Below are 22,437 nucleotides of genomic sequence, written 5' to 3' on the forward strand. Positions count from 1 at the left end.
GACGCCTGCTCGTGCTCCACGAGTGCGTCAGGCGCGGGCCAAAGCCAGCCCGGGCGCGCTGTCAATCGTTCCTGCTCGAATTTTTCCGGAAAGATTTCCAGGGCCGGCGGTGAATGCGACCCTCGGAAACCCGGCCTGACACGGCACACCCGGTGGCACTTACCCTGCGGGTGGACATGCACCGCGTACCCGATATTCTTCGGCCATCGTTGCGTTGAAAGACGTAGACGTGTTCCACATTGCCCACGCGAGGCCTGTCCGGGATGCACCCCCTTGGTCCCGGCGCTTGAGTGGAAGGAGTGCGGTTGCCCGGACGACCTTGGAGGTCCGGCGTGCGGCGGCTCCGTTGCATCGTGGGGGGCCCGCTCGGGCCCCGGGGGGAAGCGCGTTCCCTGGGGCCCGAGTCACCTCGTCACCTGCCCGCTGACTACGGCCCCACCCGGGCCGCCGTGCCCGTGGGCGCCGCCGCCGCGAAGGACCGCAGGTAACCCAGCTCGTCCTGGGTGCTTTCTTCCATCAGTTCTTCTGTCAGCGAGTTCAGCGGCCAGCGCTCCATCGCCGTCTGCTGGAACTGGCCGATGGTCTGCTCCAGCGCCTGGATTTGATTCAGCGTCAGCGTCCGGCCCGCCTCGTCCCCCATGTCCGTGTTGCCGCCGCGCACCAACTGCAGGCCCGTCATCCGCTCCACCACGGTGGTCTGCTTCACCATGCTCGCGCCGATGTCCCGGGTGATGCGGCCCAGGCGTTTGCGGCCCTCCTCGGAGAGCGAGCCTCGCGTCGCCACGTTGCGGGTGCGCAGAATCCACGTCCCACGCTCGTTGATACCCCGCAGGGCCACCGCCATCGACAGCGCGCTGGCATCCGGCACGCCTGCTTCCTTCAGGAGCTGGCGAGTCGCCACGTAGCCCTCCCGAAAAGACGTCTCCCGCCAGGCGGGCAGCGCCGCCACGCGCTCCAGCGCGTCGATTTCCGCGGCGGTCAGCTCGGTGCCGGACTCCGTGTCACCCAGCAACAGGAGCAACTGGAGCTGCATCGCGTTCGGGTGCGCCTTGGCCAGCGCCTCCAGCTTCTCGCGGAACGTCTTGCGCGCCCGCTCGTGCTCGGACTCCGGCAGGGACTCGCCCCGCAGCGCGTCCCGCACGGCCAGGTAGAGGTCCGGGTTCTCCAGCCGGGGCACCTGCGCCAGCAGGAACAGGGCCTTGTCCGCGTCCAGCCTGCGCGTGGAGAGCGCCAGCCGCAGCTTGACGTCGTCCGAGGTGGCCTTCTCCCACGCGCCCTTCTCCCAGTCCGCCAGCGTGGGGTCCGGAGGCAGGGGCGTGGCGCCCGGCAACAGCTCGCTCTTGCGGAAGTCGGGGCGGCCCAGCTTCACCCATGCCTGGCGGAAGCCCTGCTGCCAGGAGACACCCGGCGCGCGTCGCAGCTCGCGCAGCGTCTCCAACAGCTTCACCTCCCTGCTCCCCGGCGCCGCGGCCGTGAGCTGCGCCAGCACCGTGGTGACTTCCGCGTCGTTGCCTTCCTCGAGCGCCAGACACGCGTGCACCAGCAGGGCGGGCGCGTGCTGGGGGGCCAGCATCAGCGCCTCACCGAGCGACTCGCGGGCCTTCTTCAAATCCCCCGTGGCGGCGGCGCGCGCGGCGCGGTCCGTGTGGCGCAGCACTTCCATGGGGGCGGCGGGCTTCGCGGCGCGCGGCGCTTTCGAGGGCTCGTCGCGGTGGGCGTGTTCCCCGGCTTCGTGCCCGTCATGGCTCGTCGCGCGGCCCGCCCGGAAGAGGAGGGTGCCGCCGGCGGCGAGGGCCACCACCAGCCCCACGCCACTCCACAGCGCTGCCTTGTTGCGTCCCGATGCGCCCTGCGAGGGAGGAGGAGGAATCGGGACCGTCATGTTGTGGCTTCTCCGGCGGTGGGGGGAGCCGCATTCCAATCGCCCCCGCTCACCGGAGCAAGGTCGCCCGAACCGACAAAGGTAGTGTCACTCCCTACCCAGGGGGGCTCCCTCTCCGTCCGGGACGTCCCGGACACGTCACGCCGGGCTCAGTCCTTGAGGTAGACGACGCGGGTACCGCCGCGCGCCTTCACCTCGGTGCGGGGCGGGCGGGAGACGCACTGGACGGTGGTGCCGCCCGTGGCGTCCACGGACAGGCGCTCCGAGGGGTCCGCCTCCACGCGCACTCCGCCGCTGGCCTCCACGTCGAGGGACTTCACGCCCTTGAGCTCCATGGCCTTGACGACGGCGCCGCCGCTGGCCTCCACGTTCAGCTCCCGGGCGCGGCCTTCCAGATTCACCACGGCGCCGCCGCTGGCCTCGACCTCGACCTTGTCCGTGTCCATTCCGCGCACGGTGAGGGCCGCGCCGCCGCTGGCCTCGGCGGAGAACTCGTCCGAGGCGGCGACCTCCGCCTCGACGTGACTGCCGCCGCTGGCCTCCACGCCCTCCAACTGGGGGCTGGAGACGTACAGGCGGACCTTGCCGCCGGAGAAGTTGTTGCCGAAGACGCCCTGGCGTTCGACCTCGGTGGTGAGCTGTCCGTCCTTCACCACGAGTCGCAGGCGGGAGAGCAGCTCCGCGGGGCCCTCGACGCGGACGGACTTGGGGCCGACCTTCACCTTGGCCTTGATGCCGTGGCCCACCGCCAGGCTCTCGAAGTCATCGACCTCGCGCGTCTCGGTCTTCTGCGCGTGAGAGTCCTCCGCGAAAGACACCCCCGCGAACATCAGCAGGGGGACGAGCAGGGACATCCGGGCGGTCTTCATGGCGCGCTCCCAAGGCAGGGGGCCTGGAAGAGGCCCCGTCATGGCGGGCTACGCACGGCGCTCCGAGCGATTGCCGCCCCTCGGGACAAACTACTGCCGGGACAGCATCTCCAGCGGAACTCGCACGGCGGTGATGTCGCCGGGCTTGATGTCGACCGACAGCTTGAGTGCCTTGCCGTCGCCGTCCACCAGCTTCAGCGTGTGCTTGCCCGAAGGCAGGCTCACCTTGAAGAGCGGGGTGTCACCCAGCGACTGGCTCCCCAGATACACCTTGGCGTAGGGCTCCGTGACGAGGGTGAGGAAGCCCGGCTCTCCCGTGGGGGCCGCTGTGCTGTCCTCGCTCGAATCGGGCGTGACGCGCCGGCTGGTCCGGGTCGACTCCTTGGAGGAGCGCTTGACGGTGGTGCGCGCCGTCTTGCGCACCGGCTTTTCCTCCTCGTCGATGGACGGGGTCGGCTCCGGCTCCGGCAGGGCATCCACCGTGTCGACCACCACCGGCGTCTCCGGAGCCTGGGGCGGGACGTTGTTCTCCACGACGACGGGGGGAGTGCCGGTGCCCGTCCCCGTGTCGTCGGCGGGAGGCGCCTTGGCCTGCTCCGACGGAGGAGGGGTGCGCTGCTTCGGGGGCGCAATCGGGGTGGGCTGCGCCACCTCCGGGTCCTTCTTGTCGAGCCCCAGCATGGGCGCGGCCCAGGCGGACACGACGCCTCCATCGAGTCCCAGTCCGACTGCTCCGGCGCCCACCGCGAAGAGGACGAGCACCGCGGCGAGGACCTTGAGCCAGCCCTGGGACTTGGAGCGCACGACGGGGACGCCCCGCAGGGTGTGGACGTGGGAGTCCTCGTCGTCGTCGTGGTGCTCGGGAGGACGACGGTTCTCCTGGAAGCCCCGGGAAGGCTTGGTGGTGACTTCGCCGTCGGGGAAGCCTCCTCGGGAGGGCCTGGCGGTGGTGTCGCCGTCGGGGAAGCCTCCTCGGGAGGGCCTGGCGGTGGTGTCGCCGTCGGGGAAGCCTCCTCGAGAGGGCCTGGCGGTGGTGTCGCTGTCGGAGAAGGCGGCGGGGAGCTGAGGCTGCGGCCTGCGTCGGGCCGGTGCGCCGCGACGGGAGGGGGCACCCGCGTGGCTTCCGGGCTCCGCGGAGAGCGTGGGCACGCGGACCATGGCCGTCTCCTCGTTGCGAGGGGGCGGCTGCGGGGCGGCTGTCACGGGGCGCGGGGTGTCCGTGGTGCGGCTGCGAGTGGGACGGGCCTCGCTCCGGGGCGCGGGCTCCTCGGCCGCCGGCGCGGGGCGCGCGGAGGGCATCTGCGCGCGGACGGTGTTCTCGGAGGGTGGAAGCGCGGGCCGCCCCGGCTGGGTGCGGGCCATGTGCGGCGCATCCTGGAGAGGCGGCGGCGGGGACTCCGACGGAGGCGGCGGGGGAGGACGCGCGGACTCCGAGGCGGCACCCCGCCCCGCCAGGCGCTTGTGGGGCGGGGCCTGGAGCACGGCCTTGCGCGGCTCCGAGTCTGGAGGCGGAGGCGGGGGAGGCGTCGTCGCCGGCTGCATGCTGGTGGCGCGACGCGGGGTGGGCTGCTTCGCGGCGGGCGGCGTCCCCGTGGCGCGGCGAGGCGGAGGCTCCGGAGGGCCGGACGTCGTGTTGATGGTGAGCGGCTCGGGCAGCTCCGGGGCCGGGGCCGGGTTCGAGCCACCCATGGCGAGCATCGCCGCCACGCTCGTCTCGCCCGTGACGTCACCGGAGGGGCCGGCCATGAGCAACTGGCGCGTCTGCTCGCGGCGGTCGGCGAAGAGGCGGCGCATCACCTCGCTGCTCTGCTCGGGGTGCCAGATGAGGGGGCCCACCGCGCGCTCCAGGGCGCGGGCGAACTCCAGCGTGGAGGCGTAGCGGTCCTCGCGGCGCTTGGACAGCGCGCGCAGGACGATGGCGTCCAGCTCCGGCGGTATCTGCTTGTTGGCGCGGGAAGGCGGCGTGACGTCGCACTTCAGCACCGCGTTCATCATCGCCTCGGCCTGCTTCGCGTAGAACAACCGCATGCCGGTGAGCAGCTCGTGCAGCACCACGCCCAGGCTGAACAAGTCGCTGCGCGCGTCCAGCGGCTCGCCCATGATCTGCTCGGGCGACATGTATCCGCTGGTGCCCTTCACCATGCCCACCGCGGTGCGGCTGGCGCGCGCCAGGCTCTTGGCGATGCCGAAGTCCAACAGCTTGGTGACGCCCTCGTACGTCACCATGATGTTCTTCTCCGCCACGTCACGGTGGATGACGGGCGAAGGGTGGCCGAGCGGGTCCGTGAAGGTGTGCGCGTAGTGCAGCGCCACGGCGGTGTCCCGCACCGCCATCAAACTGAAGCCCATGGGGATGGGGTGGCTGGCCTGCCGACACGCGCGCGCCACCTCCACCAGCGTGGCTCCCGGCACGAACTCCATGGCCAGGAACAGCTCGCCCTCCGCGATGTCCAGGTCGAACACCTGGGCGATGTGCGGGTGGTTGAACGCGGCCGTCACCTTGGCCTCGTCCAGGAACATCCGGATGAACTCTTCCTCGCCTCGGATGTCCGGCAGAATCTGCTTGAGAACCACCAACTTGCGGAATCCAGCGAGGCCCCGCTGGGACGCTAGGAAGATCTCCGCCATCCCGCCCGTGGATAGGCGGCTGAGAACCTCATACTTGCCCAGCGACCGGCCCTTGGAGGCATCCGGCGCGAGCGGCAGCGTCGTCCCACTCATCGGAAGGTGCTCAATCTACACCCGCACCTGGACGGACGCGAAAGTCAGGCCCTAAGAAAAGTCCACGAATATCGACATCTCTGACTTTTCTGTGAATTCACATTCTCACTCCTCGGGAGAAGAGCGTCGCCGTGCGGGGGAAGCGGGGAGGGTGACGGCGAGGGCGTTGAGGAGGCGCAGGTCGGAGCGGGACAGGCCGCGCAGGTTCTTCTGGAGGTCGACGAGGGCGGGGGGCTCGGTGCGGGTCGGCTGGGGCGGACGCTTGCGACCAGGAGGCGTCTCGATGGTGGCGTCCAGGGCGAGCAGCGCGTGGGGTGGCACGTGGAGCACGGTGCACAGGCCACGCAGGGTGTGGATGCTCGGGAGCATGTGGCCGCGCTCCAGGCGGGCGTACACCTCGCGGGCCACGCCGAGTCGCTGGGCGACGGCGGCCTGGGTCAGTCCCAGACTCCTTCGGGCCGTGCGCGCGGACATGCCCAGGTGGACTCCAAGCTCGGTCTTCATTCGGTGCCCGTCGGGAAAAAAAGGGGCACCCTACTCCGCGCTGCTCTCGGGACGCACCCTCCGTGAAGAGCGTCTCGTGTGACGCATGTGTGACGGAGGTGTACCTGTGACGCCGTGGATGCGGGCCGGGGCGTCAGGAGCCCTGCGGGCGCTGCGTCCAGCGGGGCGTTCGCTGACTTCACGCGGTCCCTGGCGAGCACAGGCCACTCACTCGAGTCGGCCCCGGGACTGCCCCCTTTCACTTCACAATCCGCGCGTCCCTCCCGCCCGTCCCTCCGTGGACCTGGGCTAAGACGCGCTCCCAAGGTTCCATGGACACTTCTGTTTCTCCCCGCGCTGTCACCGGCCGTATCGACGTCCACCCCCGGGGCTTCGGCTTCCTCACCGTGCAGGCGCCCGGCACCCAAGAGGTGCTGTCCGCCTTCATCCCTCCCCCGGACCTCAACCCGTTGCTGGCTGGCGACATCGTCACCGGCACCGTGACGGCGGCCGCGGACGGGCGCTGGACGGCCAGCGCGCTGACGCTGGTGGAGCGGCCGCGCACCCGCGTCTACGGCGAAGTCGTCGCCCGCAAGGGAGCGTTCTTCCTGCGCATCGACCGCGAGGTGGGCAACGCGGACTGGGCGCTGGACGCCGGCACCACGCGCGTCCAGCAAGGTGACGCCGTGGTGGCGAGCATCCACGAGGGCAAGCTCACGCTGCTCTACAAGGTGGAGCCCGGGGAGGACCGCTCGCTGGAGCGCATCATCGCCCGGCATGCGCTGAACAAGGACTTCTCCCCCGAGGCGCTGGAGGACGCGCGAGTCGCCCGCGAGGTGCCGCACGAGGTGGGCGCGCGGCGTGACTTGCGCGAGGTGCCCACGGTGACGGTGGATGCGCCGTCCACGCGAGACATCGACGACGCGATTTCCGTGCTGCCCGCGGGGCCGGATGGAGCGCTGCGGCTCCTGGTGTCCATCGCCGACGTGAGCGAGTTCGTGAAGGAGGGCACCGCGCTGGATGCGCAGGCGCGTGAGCGAGCCACCAGTGTGTACATGGCGGGGCGCGTGCTGCCCATGTTGCCGGAGGCGCTGTCCTCGGACTGGCTGAGCCTGGTGCCGGGCAAGGAGCGCCGCTGCCTCACGGTGGAGCTGCGCATCGACCCGCAGGGACGGGTGACGGCGGCGGACGTGTACGAGAGCGTCATCCGCTCCTGGGCGCGGCTGAACTACGACGAAGTCGCGGCCTTCCTGGACAAGGGCGAGGTGTCCGCGCCCATGGAGCCGGTGCGGGACGTCATGCCGTGGTTCCGGCTGGCGGCGGCGCGACTGGCGGTGGCGCGTGGCGCTCGCGGCGGCATGGAGTTCGCGCGAGATGAAGCGCGGTTCACCTTCGACGCGGCGACGGGCGAAGTCTCCGGCCTGGTGAGCGAGCAGCCCACGTCCGCGCACGGGATGATTGAGCGCTTCATGGTGGCGGCGAACGAGGCCATCGCCACGTGGATGCTGGTGCGCGGCCTGCCGGGCGTGTTCCGCGTGCACGAGCAGCCGGACCCGCTGCGCGTGGCGGACCTGAATGCCTTCGCGGAGCACTCGGGCTTCGCGGCGGGCTTCGGGCGTGAGCTGACGCCGCTGGCGTTGTCGGCGTTCGACCGGCAAATCGTGGGCGCGGCGGCGGAGCCCGCGCTGCGCTCGGTGTTGCGGCGCTCGTTGGGCCCGTCGCGCTACACGGTGAAGCCGGGGCCGCACTTCGGACTGGCGGCGCCGCTGTACCTGCACTTCACGTCGCCCATCCGTCGGTACGCGGACCTGGCGGTGCACCGCACGTTGAAGGGCTACCTGCAGGGCCGCCGCGACTACCTGGATGAGGACCCGGCGGTGGAGACGCTGGCGGTGCACATCAACGCGCGGGCCCGCGCGGCGACTCGCGCCGAGGCGGACCGGCACCACGTGCTGGAGGCGCGGTGGCTGGCGGGCCACGTGGGCAAGCAGTTCTCCGCGCGCATCGTCCGGGTGCGGCCCTTCGGCCTGGTGGCGCAGTTGGACGGCATGCTGGTGGAGGGGATGTTGCCGGCGGAGGGACTGCCGGGTGGAGGACCCTTCCGTCCGGACGCGCGCGAGCTGTCGCTCGTGGGCAAGGAGCGGACCTTCACCGTGGGCATGCCGGTGAAGGTGAAGGTGGCCTCCACGGACGAGCAGTTGGGCCGGGTGGAGCTGGCCCTCGTCGAATAGGCGCGACTACCCGGCGACCGTGAGGCCCTCTGTCTTGGCCAGCAGCGTGTCCTGGCTCACCCAGCCGAGCAGCCCGGTGGAGGACTTCACGAGGTAGACGTAGGACGTGAAGCGTCCGCCCTGCACGGGGACGGGCGCGGCGGCGAGCACGAGAATCTTCGACGCGGCGGCGAGGGTGGCGACGGGCTTCTTGTCGGTGCGGGAGTATGTGACTGGGAAGCTCTCGCGCACGGTGGCTTCCTGGCCCACGTAGAACAGCTCCTGCGGCACCGGGCCGAGCTTGCCGGCCTTGGAATCCAACGCGAACTTGTCGCGCCGGTTCCAGAACGTCTCCCAGGTGTCGGAGAGGATGATGCCGTTGCCCTTCACCTCGGTGAGGGCGTGGACACGGCCCAGCTCCTTCAGGCTCTTTCCATCGAAGGCATAGACGAGGGTGAGCCGGTCGCTGTCCGTCATGCCCATGTGCACGGCGACCTCCTTGCGCTTGTCTGTGCTGTCGATGTCGATGATGGAGAGGCCGTGGACCTCCGAGTCCGTCTTGCCTCGCAGCGTGGCGGGGCCGGCGGTGAGGATGAACTCCTCGTCGCCCTCCTTCCACTTCACCGCGATGGCCTCCGGCTTGCCGTCGCCGTTCAGGTCGGCGGAGGCGGACTGCGTGGGGAGCTCGTCACCAGCCAGGGCCAGCGGAGCGCCCAGCAGCGCGAAGGTCGTCAAGGCGAGGGCGGGGAGCTGCGTCTTCATGGAAGGAGACCTCGTGAGGCGCGGAAGCGGGCGGAGGTCCCATCGTAGCCACGCGGACCCGCGAGGCACCTGGATTCCCACGGACGTCAGCCGCGTCGTCCGAAGCGTCCTCGGAAGTGTTTGTCGAGGTAGTACTCGGCGCTCGCGTACGCGTCCTGGGCCTTGGAGGACAGGGGTTGTTCGGGGTGGGCCTTCGCGGCACGGCGGGCGCGCTGCATCACCGAGCGAGGCTCGCCCGGAGTCGGGGGAGGCAGCTCGCTGGCGATGGCGTCCACCCACGCGTGGGCCTGGTCCACGATGCCGAGCGCCTCGTCGAGGGTGACTTCCTTCTCCGACAGCGCGGCGAAGAGCTGGCAGTGGTAGCGGCGGCAGCTCGCGGGGCGGTCCGAGTAGACGGTGCACGTGCGCCCATCCAACGCGGAGCAGTGCTGAGCGAGTGCGGGCACGCCGTCCTCGCGCCGGTCGACGGGCACGCCACGCTTCTCCAGGGCCTGGGCTTCCTCGGGCTGGAGCGAGACGTGGGTGAAGAGGGTTCCGTCGCAGCACATGCCGCAGCGCAGGCAAAGGGTGGACAGGGGCATGGGGCCTCGGAACGGGAAGGAATCCCTCCACTAACCCGCCCAGCGACGGTGTTCCATCGCGGCGAGGCGGGGAAGGCACGCACGCCTCCTTGCCCGCGAGGCGCCCCACGTCGAGAGGCTCCGTGCGAGCGTCTGGGAGGATGACACCCTCTTGGGGTCTCATAGCTAGAGGACGAGGGCCACTCGCGAGAGGCCCCGCGAGGGGACTTGGGAGTCAGGCGCACTCGCACGAGGCTCTGTGCCAGTCCGAGGGACACGCTTCTCGCGAGGGGGCCCTCGCTCGTGCGCCGGGCTGAACTACACTGCGTCCCATGCGTGCCGCGTTTCGAGTCCTGACGCTCGCTCTGCTGTCGACGCTGCTCGCGTGCGAGAAGACGCCCGGTGGCGTCCACGTGGTGGTGAACGGGCCGCTGACGCCCGGTGTGGACTTCGACCGGCTGTCCGTCATCGCCTCCCTCCCCGACGGCACTCCGCTCGCCGCGTCCACGCTGGAGGGCGAGGAGCTCCGCCTCCCCGCCACCTTCAACTTCGAGTCCGGCCCCGCCACACCCGAGGGCACTCGCGTCTCCGTGCGCGCCACCGCCGAGCGCGCCGGCATCATCCAGTCCACCGCCTCTGGAGAAGCCGCCCTCACCGCGGGCTCCGGCGCCAGGCTGTCCCTCACCCTGCCCGCCATCCCCGAGCAGCCGGACGCGGGCCCTGTCGTGGAGTCCTGCGACAACGGCGTGGATGACGACGGTGACGGGCTCGGCGACTGCGCGGACCCGGACTGTGTCGGCGCCAGTTGTCAGCCCGGAGGACTCGTCTGCGCGAACAGCGTCTGCGCCTGCCCCGGTGGAATCACCGGCGTCATCTCCGAGCGCCCGGGCTTCGCGCGTCGCTCGGACCCCCTGGTCGTCGCGCCCTCCACCGGCCCCCATGCCGGAGCGCTGGTGATGGTGGGCGGCCGAGATGACTCGGGCAAACCCGTCTCCACCGTGGAGATCTTCTTCCCCGCCACCGGCCGCTTCCTGGAGAGCGACCTCACAGTCCCCCGCGCCGAGGCCTCCGCGCTCGTGCTGGATGATGGCCAGGTGGTGGTGCTCGGCGGCGTGCGCGAGGAAGACACGTTCGAGTCGAGCGCCGAGTGGCTCGACTCCGACGGCGGCACCACCCGCATCCCCTTCACTCCACCGCTGGGCCTGCGTGGCTCGCTCGCGGGTCGGCTCCAAGCAGACGGGGTGATCGCCGGAGGACTCATCTCCATGGGCGTCACCCGGCCCGCCACGGACACGGCGCTCCGCATGACGCTGCGCGGTGAGGACGCGGGCTCGTGGGAGCTGCTGGGCCGGCTGTCCTTGAGATGTCCCTCGGGAGGCGCGGTGCTGGGAGACGCCTTCGTGCTCGCGGGAGGCTGCGCGAGTGTCCCGTCCTCCGAGCGCACGGACGTCGTGGCGCCCCCGGGATTGCTCGGCTCGGGGCCGCTCCTACCCACCTCGCTGACCTCGCCCGCGGTGGTGGAGCTGAAGTCGGGACGGGCGCTGATTCTCGGCGGACGAGAGGCCGGCATCGTCCCCTCCTCACGCGCATTCCTCCTGGAGCGGAATGCCGGGGTGGTGCGGGTGCGGGAGCTGACGTCCATGGACGCACCGCGTGGCGCGCCGCGCGCGGTTCGAGCGGGCAACGGTTGGGTGTACGTCGAGGACAGGGAAGGGGCGGCTGCCGCATGGTTCGACCCGGCCTCGGAGCGCTTCACTCCCGCCGCCTCTCTGTCGACACCTCGACGTGGACATGCCCTGGTGGGCGGTGTCGACGGACGGGTTTATGTCGTGGGTGGAAGCAGACCCGACGCCGGTTCCGACGGACTGTCATTGTTCATAGAGCCGCGTTGCCCTTGAATCCCAGGGGCGGAACACGCCGATGTCGTTCCGCCACGCCTGTACTCGGGAACAAGTTTCCAGACTCTTGAGAGTGCCCAGGCTATATGAACCCCGGTTCACCCTGGTGGTACGCATACCGGGGGACTGCTTCCTTTCGCCCGAAGTCGTACAATCGTCTCCATTCACACAACGGAGCTGGCATGCAGGCGGACACACGGGACGGGACGCGCGGCCGGGAGTCGGTGCTCGGCTACCGGGTGGGGACAGAGCTGACCGCGGTGGCTTCGTTCGGCAACGGCAACAGCGACACGGCGGGCCGGCTCATCCAACTCTCGCTGGAGCACCTGACGCTGAGCCTGGACTCGAACGCGATGCCGCGTCCGGGACAGGCCGCCTCGGTGGTGCTGGGCCAGGGCGAGCGCTGGGCGACGTCGCTGGACGCGGAGGTCATGGAGGTGCGCGGCGGAAAGCCGGAGGTCAGCCTCCGCTTCGTGTCGCCGCCGCTGGACGCGGGCCGTCGCATCGTCACGGTGCTGGAGGCGCTGCGCGACAACGGCCTGTTGCTGCCGCCGGAGACGCGGCCCGTCTGGAAGGAGCGCATCGACCGCAAGGACCGCGTCGCGCGCATCTGTGAAGCGCTCGCGGGTCGTCAGGCGCGCGGCATGGCGCGCACGCCGGATGGCCAGAAGGTCGCCGTGACGGCGGTCTCCTTCGACGCGCTCCAGGGCCGCATGGGCTGGCGCTTCGACGGGCCCATGCCTCGCGGCCCCTTCGTGGTGGAGGCCTTCGGCTACAGCAGCGTGGTGCACCTGGAGGTGACGGAGGCGCGCGAGGAGGACGGCTGGGTGGTGATGCCGGTGCCCTCGGAGCTGGTGCGCTACCGCCACCGCTGGCTGCGTCGCGCGCCGCCGAGCAGCGCGTGCACGCTGTCCTTCAACCACCCCATGTGGCCGCAGGTGCACGTGAAGCGGCCCGTGTTGGACTTGTCCTATGAGGGCCTGGCCTTCATGACCGAGCCGGGCGAGGACCTCCTGTACCCGGGCCTGCGTCAGCCGGTGCTCGAAGTCGCCATGGAGGGCCTGGCGCCGGTGCGGCTGCGCGCGGAGGTGCGCAACATCTCCAGCATGGCGGCGGGGCGTCGGTGCGGCATGTCCGTGCGACCGCTCGACGCGGAGGGTGCCCGGGCGTGGCGCGCGCTGGTGGAGGCGCAGATGCACCCGTCCACCCGCGTGGAGGGTGACTGGGGCGACGCGACGTGGAAGCTCTTCCAGGGCTCCGGCTACTTCGGTCTGCCGGGCAAGTCGCAGGAGGACTTCACGGAGGAGCGTCCCTGGTTCGACGCCACGCAGGAGCGGCTGGAGGGCCGCACGCGGCTGGGCTACCGGGTGGTGCGCCCGTCGGGTGACTCGCTGGAGGCCACGCTGTCCGTGGTGAAGCCGTACGAGAACACGTGGATGGCGCACCAACTGGCGCGTCAGGCGGTGCCCGGTCAGCGCTCCTCTGCGCGCGAGGCGCTGCGTGACATCTACCTGCGCGGCTACGAGCCCACGCAGGTGGACCCGGACGTGAAGTGGTTCATCGCCTTCTGCGAGGCGAACGTGCGCTGGGTGCGCTTCACCAAGTTCGACTTCGCCAACTGGTACGAGCACACCGGCCAGGCGTCCCTCACGCCCTTCCGGCTGATGGAGGCGGAGGTCGACCGCGAGTGGGAGGTGCCCGTGGAAGTCGAAGTCGGGGTGCCCACCGAGGCCGAGCGCGCGCGCTTCTTCCAGGAAGTGGAGCGCACCCGCCCCGTCGCCTACCGCGAGGCGCTCGATTTGGTGGAGGAGCGCTTCGACCTGTCGCGCGCGAGGACGAAGTGGGGCGAGGCGGGCCTGGGCCGCGAGCGCGAGCTGCGCGTGGCCCGCGTCGACGGCCGCGCGGTGGCGCTGGCGGTGATGGAGTCGGCGCAGCCGGGCCTCAACCTCTTCAACGTGCTGGATGGCGTGCGTCTGTTCCCGCTGGTGGATGACGCGCTCCCGGAAGCGCAGCGGGCCATGCTGGCGCTGCTGGCGCACGCGGCGGAGTGGTACCGCCCGCGCGGTCGCCGCGTCTTCGTCCACTACGTGGAGTCCACCTGCGTGGAGTACGTCGAGCGCGCCGCCCTGGCCGACCTGGGCGAGGGCAAGCTGTGGATCATCTCCTCCGCGCTGCTGCCGGAGTTCCTCGAACACCTGTGCGAGGCGACCACGCCCCGCGCGGCGTCCTGAGCGGGGCTCCGAGCCTCCGGGCTTCGGAAGCCTCGGGCCGACGAACCCGGTGACCACGGCCAGCGGACATGAAAAGGCCGGGTGGCCCCAGTGGCTCCACCCGGCCTCATTCATTTCAGGCGACTGGCGAGGGGCTTACTGCTTCGCCACGCGCAGGTAGTACGTCACGCCGCCGATATCGCGGGTCTTCCCCTGGGCGGACGGGTCCTCCAGCACGGCCGCGAAGTCGAACTGCTCGAAGGCCTCCGTCTGCTTGCCGGTGAACTCGTTGTCCTTGAACTCCAGGCCGATGTTGAACTCCTGCAGCGGCTTGAGGGGAATCTGGAACATCGCGCGGGTCGGGTCGGCGACGCGGAACTGCGTCTCGCCCACGCGCTCGATGCCCTCCGACTTGCCGCCAGCGGCCTGCCACAGCGCCGTCAGCTGCTGGCCCAGGTCCACGACGATGGTGCCGCGCGCGATGAACGGGCGCTTCGCGTCCGTCGTCAGCTCACGGAAGCGCACGTTGAACATGCGGTCCTCGCGCAGCGTGTTGCGCAGGATGAACGTGGCGTTGGAGAAGCCGAACGGCACCATGTTCACCACGTTGGTGTTGCGCCAGATGATGTTGTTGTTCTGGCGGGTGTTGTAGTCCGGGTTGCCAATCTCCACCGTCGTCATCGGGTCCGCCGGCGTCACCAGGCGCGCGAGCAGGCAGTAGTGGCCCTGGAAGGGCGGGTTCCACTGCACGACGATTTCGTCATCCGCGCCGCCCGCCAGGTACACCAGCGTCGTCTGGCCAATCTCCGTCCAGCCGGCCGGCCACGAGGTGCTGGTCGCCGCGTTGGTGCCGTACAGCTTCACCACCACGTTGTGCGCGTCCACCGTGCTGCGGTTGCGAACCTTCACGTGCACGTAGTTCGGCTGGCCGAACTCGGGGTTCTCGTGCGGACCGGGGGTGGGCGAGTTGCGGACCCAGATGTCCTCGCTCTCCCACATGCCGTTGCCCGCGGTGGCCGCGTCCGGCTCGTTGCCGGTGTCCCACGGCTTGTCCTTGCCCCACACGTCCGTGCGGCAGGCGGTGGGAACCGCGAAGCCGTTGGTGGGGTTGGTGCTGTTGGAGGTGCCGGACACCGCGTCGGTGCCCAGGCCGAAGGCGGCGAACGCCGTCCACAGCCGGCAGACGTCCTCACCGCTGTGCAGCGTCGTCGCCGCGGCGATGATGCCGTCGCGCACCTGGGTGAAGGTGGGGCTGCAGGGCGTGTTCTTCAGGCCCTCGGTCAGGTACAGCATCATGCGCTGGTTACCGGCGCTGCCCGCGGCGTTGTAGAGGTTGGCGTCGAACCCCCAGCGGTCCACCAGCGCCCAGTACGCCTCCCACCCCGCCTGGGCGAACACGGAGCCCACGCCGTGGGGAATGGCCATGCCGTTGATGCTGGCGTACGTCCACGTGTTGACCGTCTGGCTGGTGCTGTAGCGCTGCCCGCGGATGCCCAGGCCCGTCGTCGGCTGGCCGAGCGCGTACGTGCCCATGCCGCGACCCTGGGGGCCGGTGTCCGTGGCGCGCGCGGTGTACATGAGCGACAGGAAGTCGCTGATGCCCTCGCCCGGCGCCTGGTTGTTGTTGAGGCAGGAGACGTTGGCGGGGCCGCCGACCAGGCGGTTGGAGATGCCGTGGCCGGCCTCGTGGACGATGATGCCGCTGTCCAAATCACCGTCGCGGTTGGGCACCGTGGTGGTCCACCGGTACATCTGCATGCGCGGACGCTGGCCGTCCGGCGGCGTGAGGAAGTTGGCGTTGTTGGTGCTGGTGCCGTCCTGCGCCTCGGCGCGCACGTCGTCGTTGCCCACGCCGCCGTTGCCGTAGGTGTTGACCTGGAAGTTGCCGCCGGCCTCGTCGAAGCCGTACTGGTACTGGATGTCGTGGATGATGTTGTTCCAGTAGAACAGGTTGGTGACGGCGGCCGGGATGTACGTGCCGGGCGCGTTGGCCAGGTTCAGCGGGAAGCTGCAGAGGAGGGACGGGCCGCAGTCCGGCTCCGGGGTGGTGGGCGGCAGGTTGTTGGCGTCCGCGTCATCGTAGGCGTGGACGTTGTTGCCGCGGTGGATGGTGAACTCGGGGCCGGTGACGCCGTCCGTGTCATGCCAGCCGAAGGGAGAGGCCGTCAGGTTGGCGGGGTTGAGCACGCTCACCCGCAGGCCGTGGTTGGGGCTCTCCACGGGGCGCGGATACACGGAGTAGGCATCCGAGGCGACCCAGTCGAAGCGCGTCCATACCTCGCCCGTCGTCGCGTCCACCGTCATGTCATAGACGTGCTCCTGGTCCGGCGTGTGGACCTGGAAGTTCCACACCAGCCGGGCGTCGCCCTGGTTGACGGGGAGCAGCGCGAGCTGCGCGTCGATGGGCGCGGTGGAGATGCCGGACTGCTCCACGCGGGTGCGCTGGCGGGGACCGGACTCCTTCTCCAACTCGCGGGGCGCGGTGAGCGACTTCAGGCCCAGGTGGCGCGCGGCCCCGGAGACGGCGGCGGCGGCGCCCAGGCGGGGCTGGGTGCTGGTGACGGCGCGGGCCAGCGCGGGCAGGAAGTCACTGTGCACGCTGAGCACGCGGCCTTCGCTGTCCACGTTGATTTGGAGCTGGCCGTTGTAGAGCGGCAGCCCCTGGTGCGTCTGGCGCAGGTACAGGTGGGTGACACCGCTCTGCCGCGAATAGACGCGGTCGGTGACCTCCAGGTTCGCCAGGTCCGTCAGCTCCAGGCCGAGCAGCTCCCGCTGCGCCTGGACGAAGGAGAGGCCCACGGCGAGGGCGTCACCGCTGCTGCGGCCGGACAGCGCGCCCACCGGGTTGACGATGGAGCGGACCAGGCCCGTGGAGGCGTCGTGCTCCAGGCGGAGCTCGGGCACGCTGCGGCGCAGCGCCGCCTCCTTGTCCTTCTGCAGCGCGCTCACGCCCTTCTTCAGGCCGAGGTTGAGGGAGATGCGGGCGTCGTGGTTGCGCGCGACGCTCGTGTCCTGCGTGGCCGCGAGGGCGGTGGGAGCGCTCAAGGCTCCCATCAGCACCAGCGCCTGGGTGAGGCGGCGGCGGAAATGACCCTGTGACATGTAGACTCCTGCTCTGGGGATGAAACAAGCCGGCGGGGATGAAGAACCGGCTACCCCGCACAGAGCAGTGGACGTGCCAACTGAGTCCTCGAAGCCTTTCAGGCAAGGCTTGGAAAAACTGTAGCGCCCGCCGTCACAACGGCGGGAAGCGTGTAGCAGCGCGAGTCACAGCGAACGTCAGGAACGTCGCCGTAAGCTCATGGAATTCTTCATGTCCGTGAAGAACTCCTCCGTGGCTGAAATCAACGGCTCCGGTGTGAGCACGGGGCGAACGAGACACCGTGTTTCAAAACAGGGTGAGCGAGGACCTCGGGCCATACCCAGACGCCGTCAGCCCATGTGTTTTTTATCGCGATACGTTCCGAGCGCCCGTCACTGGCTCTCGCCTCCCCGAGGTTTGACTCAGGGGAGGCGAAAGCGGGAGCGGACTCGCGACGACTGACTACAGCCCGTCATCCTCTTCGGGGTCCGGGTAGGACTCGAGCTCGTCCTCAGACTCCTCGGTGTTGCGGCCCCGGCCCTGCTTCTTGCCCTTGCCTTCGCTCTTGGCCTCGCTGCCGCCCGCGAGGTCCGCGTCAGGGCCGACGACGTACCACTGACGGCCCTGCTGGATGCGGCGCAGCACGCCTTCCGTCTCCAGCGCGGCGAGCAGCTTGGCGAACGTGGGGAAGCCGTGCTCGCGCTCGTCGAAGTCCGGCTCCTTGCGGACGATGGTCTCCTTGATGAGCGAGGGATTGACCGGGCCGGTGGCGCGGGCAATCAGGTTCTGCACCACCTCGCGGGCAATCTCCGGAACCTCCGTCTTGGAGTCGCGCTTGCCACCCGAGGGCGCGGCCTCCTTCGCCTCGGCCTTGCCGGCCTTGCCCGGCGCGTCGCGGCCATGGCGGCCCCGCTTGCCGTGCCCCACTTCCTCGGTGGCGTGGCGCCCCTTGTCCTTGTCGCCCTTCTCCGAGCGCTGGCGCGTGGTGCGCAGGTAGATGAACTCGTCGCACGCGTTGACGAAGAGGGGAGAGGTGGACTCCTTCACCGCCAGCCCGATGACGGTGCGGCCGTTCTCACGCAGCTTGTAGGCGAGCGGACAGAAGTCGCTGTCGCCGGAGGCGATGACGAAGGTGTCGATGCTCTCCCGCGCGTAGCACAGCTCCAGCGAGTCGATGACCAGGCGCATGTCCGCGCCGTTCTTCCCCGCGCGCGTGGAGGGGGGCACGTCGATGAGCTCCACGCCGAAGCGGTGGAGGCCCATCTTCGCCTCGTTGAAGCGGGACCAGTCACAGTAGGCGCGGCGGAAGACGACCTTCCCCTTCTCCAGCAGCCGGTCGAGCGAGGGCTGGAGGTCGAAGTTGGAGGCGCTGATGCCGGTGTTGGTGACGAGGTTCTCGAAGTCGAGGAAAAGGGCGATGCGGTGTTCGTTGGTGCGACCGTTCACGTGCGGCCTCTGCGATAGGCGCCGGTGTACGGCGCGATGGGCGCCGATGCGCGGCGCGGATGGAGCCCCGGCGCTTTTCCTCCGTTCGGAGGGCGCCCGCCGGGCCCTGCGGGTGCACCCTAGCCTGTTCCCGACGCCCTGGGGCGTTGGCGTTCGTCGGCTGAACACTCGGTGGGAGGCGGTGGCCTGTCCTTCCGGGAGGTGGCCAGGGCACGGTCCAGGCGTGAGCGTCGCGTCGTGGCCTACCTTCGCGGGAGACGGGTCCAAGGACCCCCAGCCGGAGTACGAGTCATGACACGAGGAATGATGTCCAGCCGATGGAAGCGAATCGCCTGGGTGGCCCCGGCGCTGGCCGCGCTGCTGGTTCCCACCGTCGGCCTGGCGGAGCCCCCCACTGGGACCGCCACGGAGCAGACGAGCCTTGAGCCCCAATTGGACACGACGGGCAACCTCGCCGGCAACGTGCCCCCGCTGAACCTGGGCGGCATGATTGGCGCCGATGTCACGCCCACCCAGGGCATGACCCGCATCGTCCAGGGGCCCGATGTGGAGCTGCAACCCGACCCCAAGCGCACCCGTCAGATTGAGGGTGACGTGGTGGCGCTGAAGGGCAGCGTGCTCTACGTCCAGCCCGACGGGGGCGCGGTGGTTCCCCTGAGCCTGGAGGCGCTCAGGCTCAAGCAGACTCCCAAGGAGGGCCGGCGGGTGATGGCCGACTACCAGGTGGAGAACGAGACGCAGAACGTGGCGACCGCGCTGGCCGGAGAGAAGTGAGCCAGGGCCCCCTCACGAAATGACTCGGGGGAGCGCCGCCACGCCTTGGCGGTCCTCCCCCGAACCTCCAAGCCGCGAATGAGCTACTTCTTCTTGGCGCCGACGACGGTGTCGGGGCGCGCGTTCTCACCGAACTTGCCGGCGGTGTAGTCGCGCGCCATCTGCTCCAGCGTGACGTGCGGCACCTTCTTCGCGTGGCCCGCCTGACCGAACTGCTTCATGCGCTCCTCGCAGATGGCCTGCATGGCCGCGCGCGCGGGCGTCAGGTAGTAGCGCGGGTCGAACTCCTCCGGCTTGGCCATGAAGGCCTTGCGGATGGCGCCGGTGATGGCGAGCCGGTTGTCGGTGTCGACGTTGATTTTGCGCACGCCCGCGCGGATTCCGCGCTGAATCTCCTCCACCGGCACGCCGTAGGTCTCCTTGATGCGACCGCCGTTGGCGTTGATGATGTCGCACAGCTCCTTGGGGACGGAGCTGGAGCCGTGCATCACCAGGTGGCAGTTGGGAATCTTCTTGTGGATCTCCTCGATGCGGCTCATGGCGAGCACGTCGCCGCTGGGCTTGCGGGAGAACTTGTAGGCGCCGTGGCTGGTGCCCATGGCGACGGCGAGCGCGTCGATGCCCGTGCGGTTGACGAAGTCCACCGCCTGGTCCGGGTCCGTGAGGAGCTGCTCCAGCGTGAGCTTGCCCTCGGCGCCGTGGCCGTCCTCCTTCTCGCCCATGCCGCTCTCCAGCGAGCCCAGCACGCCCAGCTCACCCTCCACCGACACGCCGAAGCGGTGGGCCACGTTGACGACTTCGCGCGTGACGGCGACGTTGTACTCGTAGGTGGAGGGCGACTTGCCGTCCTCTTCCAGCGAGCCGTCCATCATCACGCTGGTGAAGCCCATGCGGATGGCGCTGATGCAGGTCTCCGGCGAGTTGCCGTGGTCCTGGTGCATGACCACCGGAATCTCCGGGTAGAGCTCCACCGCGGCCTGCATCAGGTTCCGCAGGAACAAGTCATTGGTGTACTTCCGCGCCCCGCGCGACGCCTGGATGATGGCCGGGCTCTGGGTGGCGCGAGCGGCCTCCATGATGGCCTGGATCTGCTCCATGTTGTTGACGTTGAGCGCGGCGACCCCGAAGTTGTTGGCGGCGGCGTAGTCGAGCAGGGGACGCAGGGCGATGAGCGGCATGACTGTGTCTCTCCGTGGCGGATTTGAAGAAGGGAAGTACAGGCGCCTGAGTTAGCACGGACGCGCCCGAGGGCGCCGCCAAAAGCTCTCCGGACGCGTTCCCCACCCGACGCTGTCAGCGGGTGGGCACCGGGTGCAATTGGACCAGCGGGGGCAGGCGGTCCGCGCGCTCCAGCAGGCGGGGCTTGGGACGCACCGCGACTGGCACCCGGGACTCGGTGAGCAGCTCCAAATCGAACACGTTGTCCCCGAAGGCGGCATACAGGGGCCGCTCGGTGCGCGCTCTCAGACACGTCACCTTCCCGGGGCCGTAGGGGATGGGGGCCACCACGTCCGGCAGCACCGTGCCGCCCGCGGACTGGGGGGTGCTGGCGATGACGTGCTCGGAGGAGATGCCCACCACGCGCGCGGCGGCCTCCACGACGGCGAGCGGCGAGGCGCTCACCACGTAGCAGGGGATGTCCTGCTCGCGGGCCCAGTCCACCACCAGGCGCACCTCCGGGTGGACGCGCTCGGCCACGCCGTGTGACTCCACCACGCCGCGAGCGAACGCGCGCAGCTCCTCCACCGGCCAGCCGGCGAACAGCCACGTCGCCATCTCGCAGATGTCGCGCTCGGCGATGCGGCCGGCCTGGAAGGCGGTGAACAGCCTGCGGGCCAGCGTGCTGTTGCTACCTTCGAGTTCCAGGCCGTGGGCCGCGGCCACCTGCTCCATCCGGGGGCGGGCCTCGTCGCGCACGGCGTCGCGTCCCGTCACTGCCATGAACAGGTCGTCACCGACGTCACCGCTCCACAGGGTGCCGTCTCCGTCGAACGCCAGGAGGCCCCCCGGCGCGGCCTGCGCCTCGCGAGCGATGCGCTCCAGCGTCTGCTCCACGTGCTCCATCTTCATGGCGGGACATCCTGGCCGGATGGCCTCGCGCGGCCAACCCCCGATGATTCACCGAAGGAATTTTCGAGCCTCCGTTCACTCTCCAGCAGCACGGGGAATTGAAGCGTCCAAGGGGGGACGTTTCACGCCGTTGGGGGAACACGCTTGTCCAATCTCAACCTGAAGGTCCTTTCTGGGGAAGGGCCGGATGTACGAGAGGGTGCGTCCGAAGTCGCGTCGGCGGGGACTCGCTCGTCCGAGGAGTTCGTGCGGGGGCGGGGCATCCGGTTGATCCGCGAGGATGGCACGGCCTTCCTCGACGCGGCCTCCGGCACCTTCAACGTCCCGCTCGGGTATGACCACCCGGAGGTGACGGACGCGGTAATGGAGCAACTGCGGCGCATGGCGCACGCCAGCTCCTCGCTGATGGCGGGGCAGGCGAAGCGGGTGCTCTCGGAGCTGCTCGCGCATGCGCCCGCGCACCTGACGGCCGGGTGGATGCGAGACATCACCGGCTCCACCGCCAACGAGTGCGCGGTGCAGGTGGCGCAGAAGGCCACGGGGAAGACAGACATCCTCAGCCTCTTCCTCTCGCACCATGGACAGACGCAGTTCACCACGGCGATTTCGGGCAATGCGTTTCGTCGCAAGGGCTTCCCGGAGTCGGTGTCACCGCACTCGGTGAAGGTGCCGGCGCCGTACTGCTACCGCTGCTTCTACAAGGCGAAGTACCCCGGCTGCGGGATGCTGTGCGTGGAGCGCATCAGCGACTTCGTCGAGTACGCGAGCAGCGGCTCGGTGGCGTGCATGCTGGTGGAGCCCGTGCTGGGCAACGGCGGCAACGTCGTGCCTCCCCCCGGCTACTTCCAGGCGCTCAACAAGCTGTGTGAGGAGAAGGGCATCCTCCTCATCGCGGACGAGGTGCAGACGGGCATGGGGCGCACCGGGCACCTGTTCGCCTCGGAGGCGCTCGGCTTCAAGCCGAACATCGTCACGCTGGCCAAGGGCCTGGGCGGCATCGGCATCCCCGTGGCGGCGGTGTTGTTCGAAGGCGCGCTGGATGTGATGGAGAGCCACGAGCACTCCTTCACCTCGGGGTGCAATCCACTGGCGCTCACCGCGGCGTCCGCGACGTTGAAGGCGATGACGTCCGGCCACCTGCTGGCCACCGTGCGACGCAACGGAATCGTGTTGGGAGAGCTGCTGAACCAGCTCGCCACGAAGTTCCCGTGCATCGGTGACGTGCGGGGCCTCGGGTACATGTGGGGCCTGGAGATTGTGCGCGCGGATGGCTCGCCCGACGTGGAGAAGACGCTGGCGCTCATCCGTGTCGCGGGGGAGCGGCACCAACTGGTGCTGCGCGGCTCCCGCTACAGCTTCGGCAACGTGGTGAAGGTGCGGCCTCCGCTCATCGCGACGCAGGACGACCTGGAAGAAATCGTCGCGCGGTTGTCTCGCGCGCTCGCGGACGTGGGCTGAGTCGGGGACTCG

At 69.9% G+C, this 22,437-nt stretch carries 15 protein-coding genes; 5 read left to right on the top strand and 10 right to left on the bottom strand.

All coding sequences use genetic code 11. The annotated features are described in order from the left end of the window. Nucleotides 1-427: 427 nt before the first annotated feature. The 4 genes from G4D83_RS32155 to G4D83_RS32170 all read right to left on the bottom strand — a co-directional run bounded on the left by G4D83_RS32155 (nucleotide 428) and on the right by G4D83_RS32170 (nucleotide 5,976). Nucleotides 428-1,882 carry a tetratricopeptide repeat protein gene (locus tag G4D83_RS32155; RefSeq protein WP_163868673.1) on the bottom strand — a complete coding sequence of 485 codons (1,455 nt, stop codon included), beginning with the start codon at nucleotides 1,880-1,882 and terminating at the stop codon, nucleotides 428-430. Nucleotides 1,883-2,031: 149 nt separating this feature from the next. After that, nucleotides 2,032-2,751 (bottom strand): head GIN domain-containing protein, encoded by a 720-nt coding sequence (locus G4D83_RS32160; RefSeq protein WP_163868674.1) that lies wholly within the window; start codon nucleotides 2,749-2,751, stop codon nucleotides 2,032-2,034. Between the two features lie 90 nt (nucleotides 2,752-2,841). Further along, nucleotides 2,842-5,472, bottom strand: a complete 2,631-nt coding sequence (locus G4D83_RS32165; RefSeq protein ID WP_163868675.1) for a serine/threonine-protein kinase — start codon at nucleotides 5,470-5,472, stop codon at nucleotides 2,842-2,844. Nucleotides 5,473-5,577: 105 nt separating this feature from the next. Continuing rightward, entirely contained in the window at nucleotides 5,578-5,976 is a 399-nt protein-coding gene (locus G4D83_RS32170; protein WP_163868676.1) for a helix-turn-helix transcriptional regulator, read from the bottom strand. 311 nt (nucleotides 5,977-6,287) lie between these two features. Here G4D83_RS32170 and G4D83_RS32175 point away from each other — a divergent pair, with 311 nt between their 5' ends. Further along, complete coding sequence (locus G4D83_RS32175) at nucleotides 6,288-8,186, top strand: ribonuclease R family protein (RefSeq protein WP_163868677.1); 1,899 nt, start codon at nucleotides 6,288-6,290, stop codon at nucleotides 8,184-8,186. 6 nt (nucleotides 8,187-8,192) lie between these two features. On the opposite strand, the gene G4D83_RS32180 is transcribed toward G4D83_RS32175, so the two are convergent. After that, entirely contained in the window at nucleotides 8,193-8,927 is a 735-nt protein-coding gene (locus G4D83_RS32180; protein WP_163868678.1) for a hypothetical protein, read from the bottom strand. A gap of 86 nt (nucleotides 8,928-9,013) precedes the next feature. Next, complete coding sequence (locus tag G4D83_RS32185) at nucleotides 9,014-9,508, bottom strand: YkgJ family cysteine cluster protein (protein WP_163868679.1); 495 nt, start codon at nucleotides 9,506-9,508, stop codon at nucleotides 9,014-9,016. A gap of 311 nt (nucleotides 9,509-9,819) precedes the next feature. Between G4D83_RS32185 and G4D83_RS32190 the strand changes: the two genes are divergently transcribed. Both G4D83_RS32190 and G4D83_RS32195 read left to right on the top strand, forming a co-directional pair. Further along, entirely contained in the window at nucleotides 9,820-11,385 is a 1,566-nt protein-coding gene (locus G4D83_RS32190; RefSeq protein ID WP_163868680.1) for a Kelch repeat-containing protein, read from the top strand. A gap of 182 nt (nucleotides 11,386-11,567) precedes the next feature. Further along, nucleotides 11,568-13,616 (top strand): PilZ domain-containing protein, encoded by a 2,049-nt coding sequence (locus tag G4D83_RS32195; RefSeq protein WP_163868681.1) that lies wholly within the window; start codon nucleotides 11,568-11,570, stop codon nucleotides 13,614-13,616. A 135-nt stretch (nucleotides 13,617-13,751) separates the two neighbouring features. Here G4D83_RS32195 and G4D83_RS32200 read toward each other — a convergent pair whose 3' ends face one another. Continuing rightward, nucleotides 13,752-16,697 (bottom strand): M36 family metallopeptidase, encoded by a 2,946-nt coding sequence (locus G4D83_RS32200; RefSeq protein WP_240356821.1) that lies wholly within the window; start codon nucleotides 16,695-16,697, stop codon nucleotides 13,752-13,754. Between the two features lie 442 nt (nucleotides 16,698-17,139). After that, entirely contained in the window at nucleotides 17,140-18,123 is a 984-nt protein-coding gene (locus tag G4D83_RS32205) for an NYN domain-containing protein (RefSeq protein ID WP_163868682.1), read from the bottom strand. 291 nt (nucleotides 18,124-18,414) lie between these two features. Here G4D83_RS32205 and G4D83_RS32210 point away from each other — a divergent pair, with 291 nt between their 5' ends. Continuing rightward, the gene (locus G4D83_RS32210) at nucleotides 18,415-18,897 is read left to right on the top strand and encodes a hypothetical protein (protein ID WP_163868683.1); all 483 of its coding nucleotides are present in this window, start codon (nucleotides 18,415-18,417) and stop codon (nucleotides 18,895-18,897) included. 83 nt (nucleotides 18,898-18,980) lie between these two features. Here the strand turns inward: G4D83_RS32210 and fba are convergent, their stop codons facing one another. Next, on the bottom strand, nucleotides 18,981-20,075 hold the full coding sequence (gene fba / locus G4D83_RS32215; RefSeq protein WP_163868684.1) for a class II fructose-bisphosphate aldolase: 1,095 nt from the start codon (nucleotides 20,073-20,075) through the stop codon (nucleotides 18,981-18,983). A 115-nt stretch (nucleotides 20,076-20,190) separates the two neighbouring features. Beyond that, nucleotides 20,191-20,967 carry an HAD family hydrolase gene (locus tag G4D83_RS32220; protein WP_163868685.1) on the bottom strand — a complete coding sequence of 259 codons (777 nt, stop codon included), beginning with the start codon at nucleotides 20,965-20,967 and terminating at the stop codon, nucleotides 20,191-20,193. Between the two features lie 144 nt (nucleotides 20,968-21,111). Here G4D83_RS32220 and G4D83_RS32225 point away from each other — a divergent pair, with 144 nt between their 5' ends. Further along, nucleotides 21,112-22,425, top strand: coding sequence for an aspartate aminotransferase family protein (locus G4D83_RS32225; protein WP_205522763.1), 1,314 nt, complete (start codon nucleotides 21,112-21,114; stop codon nucleotides 22,423-22,425). Nucleotides 22,426-22,437: the final 12 nt, after the last annotated feature.

It is taken from the genome of Myxococcus eversor, assembly GCF_010894455.1.
In the GTDB taxonomy this organism is placed as follows: domain Bacteria; phylum Myxococcota; class Myxococcia; order Myxococcales; family Myxococcaceae; genus Myxococcus; species Myxococcus eversor.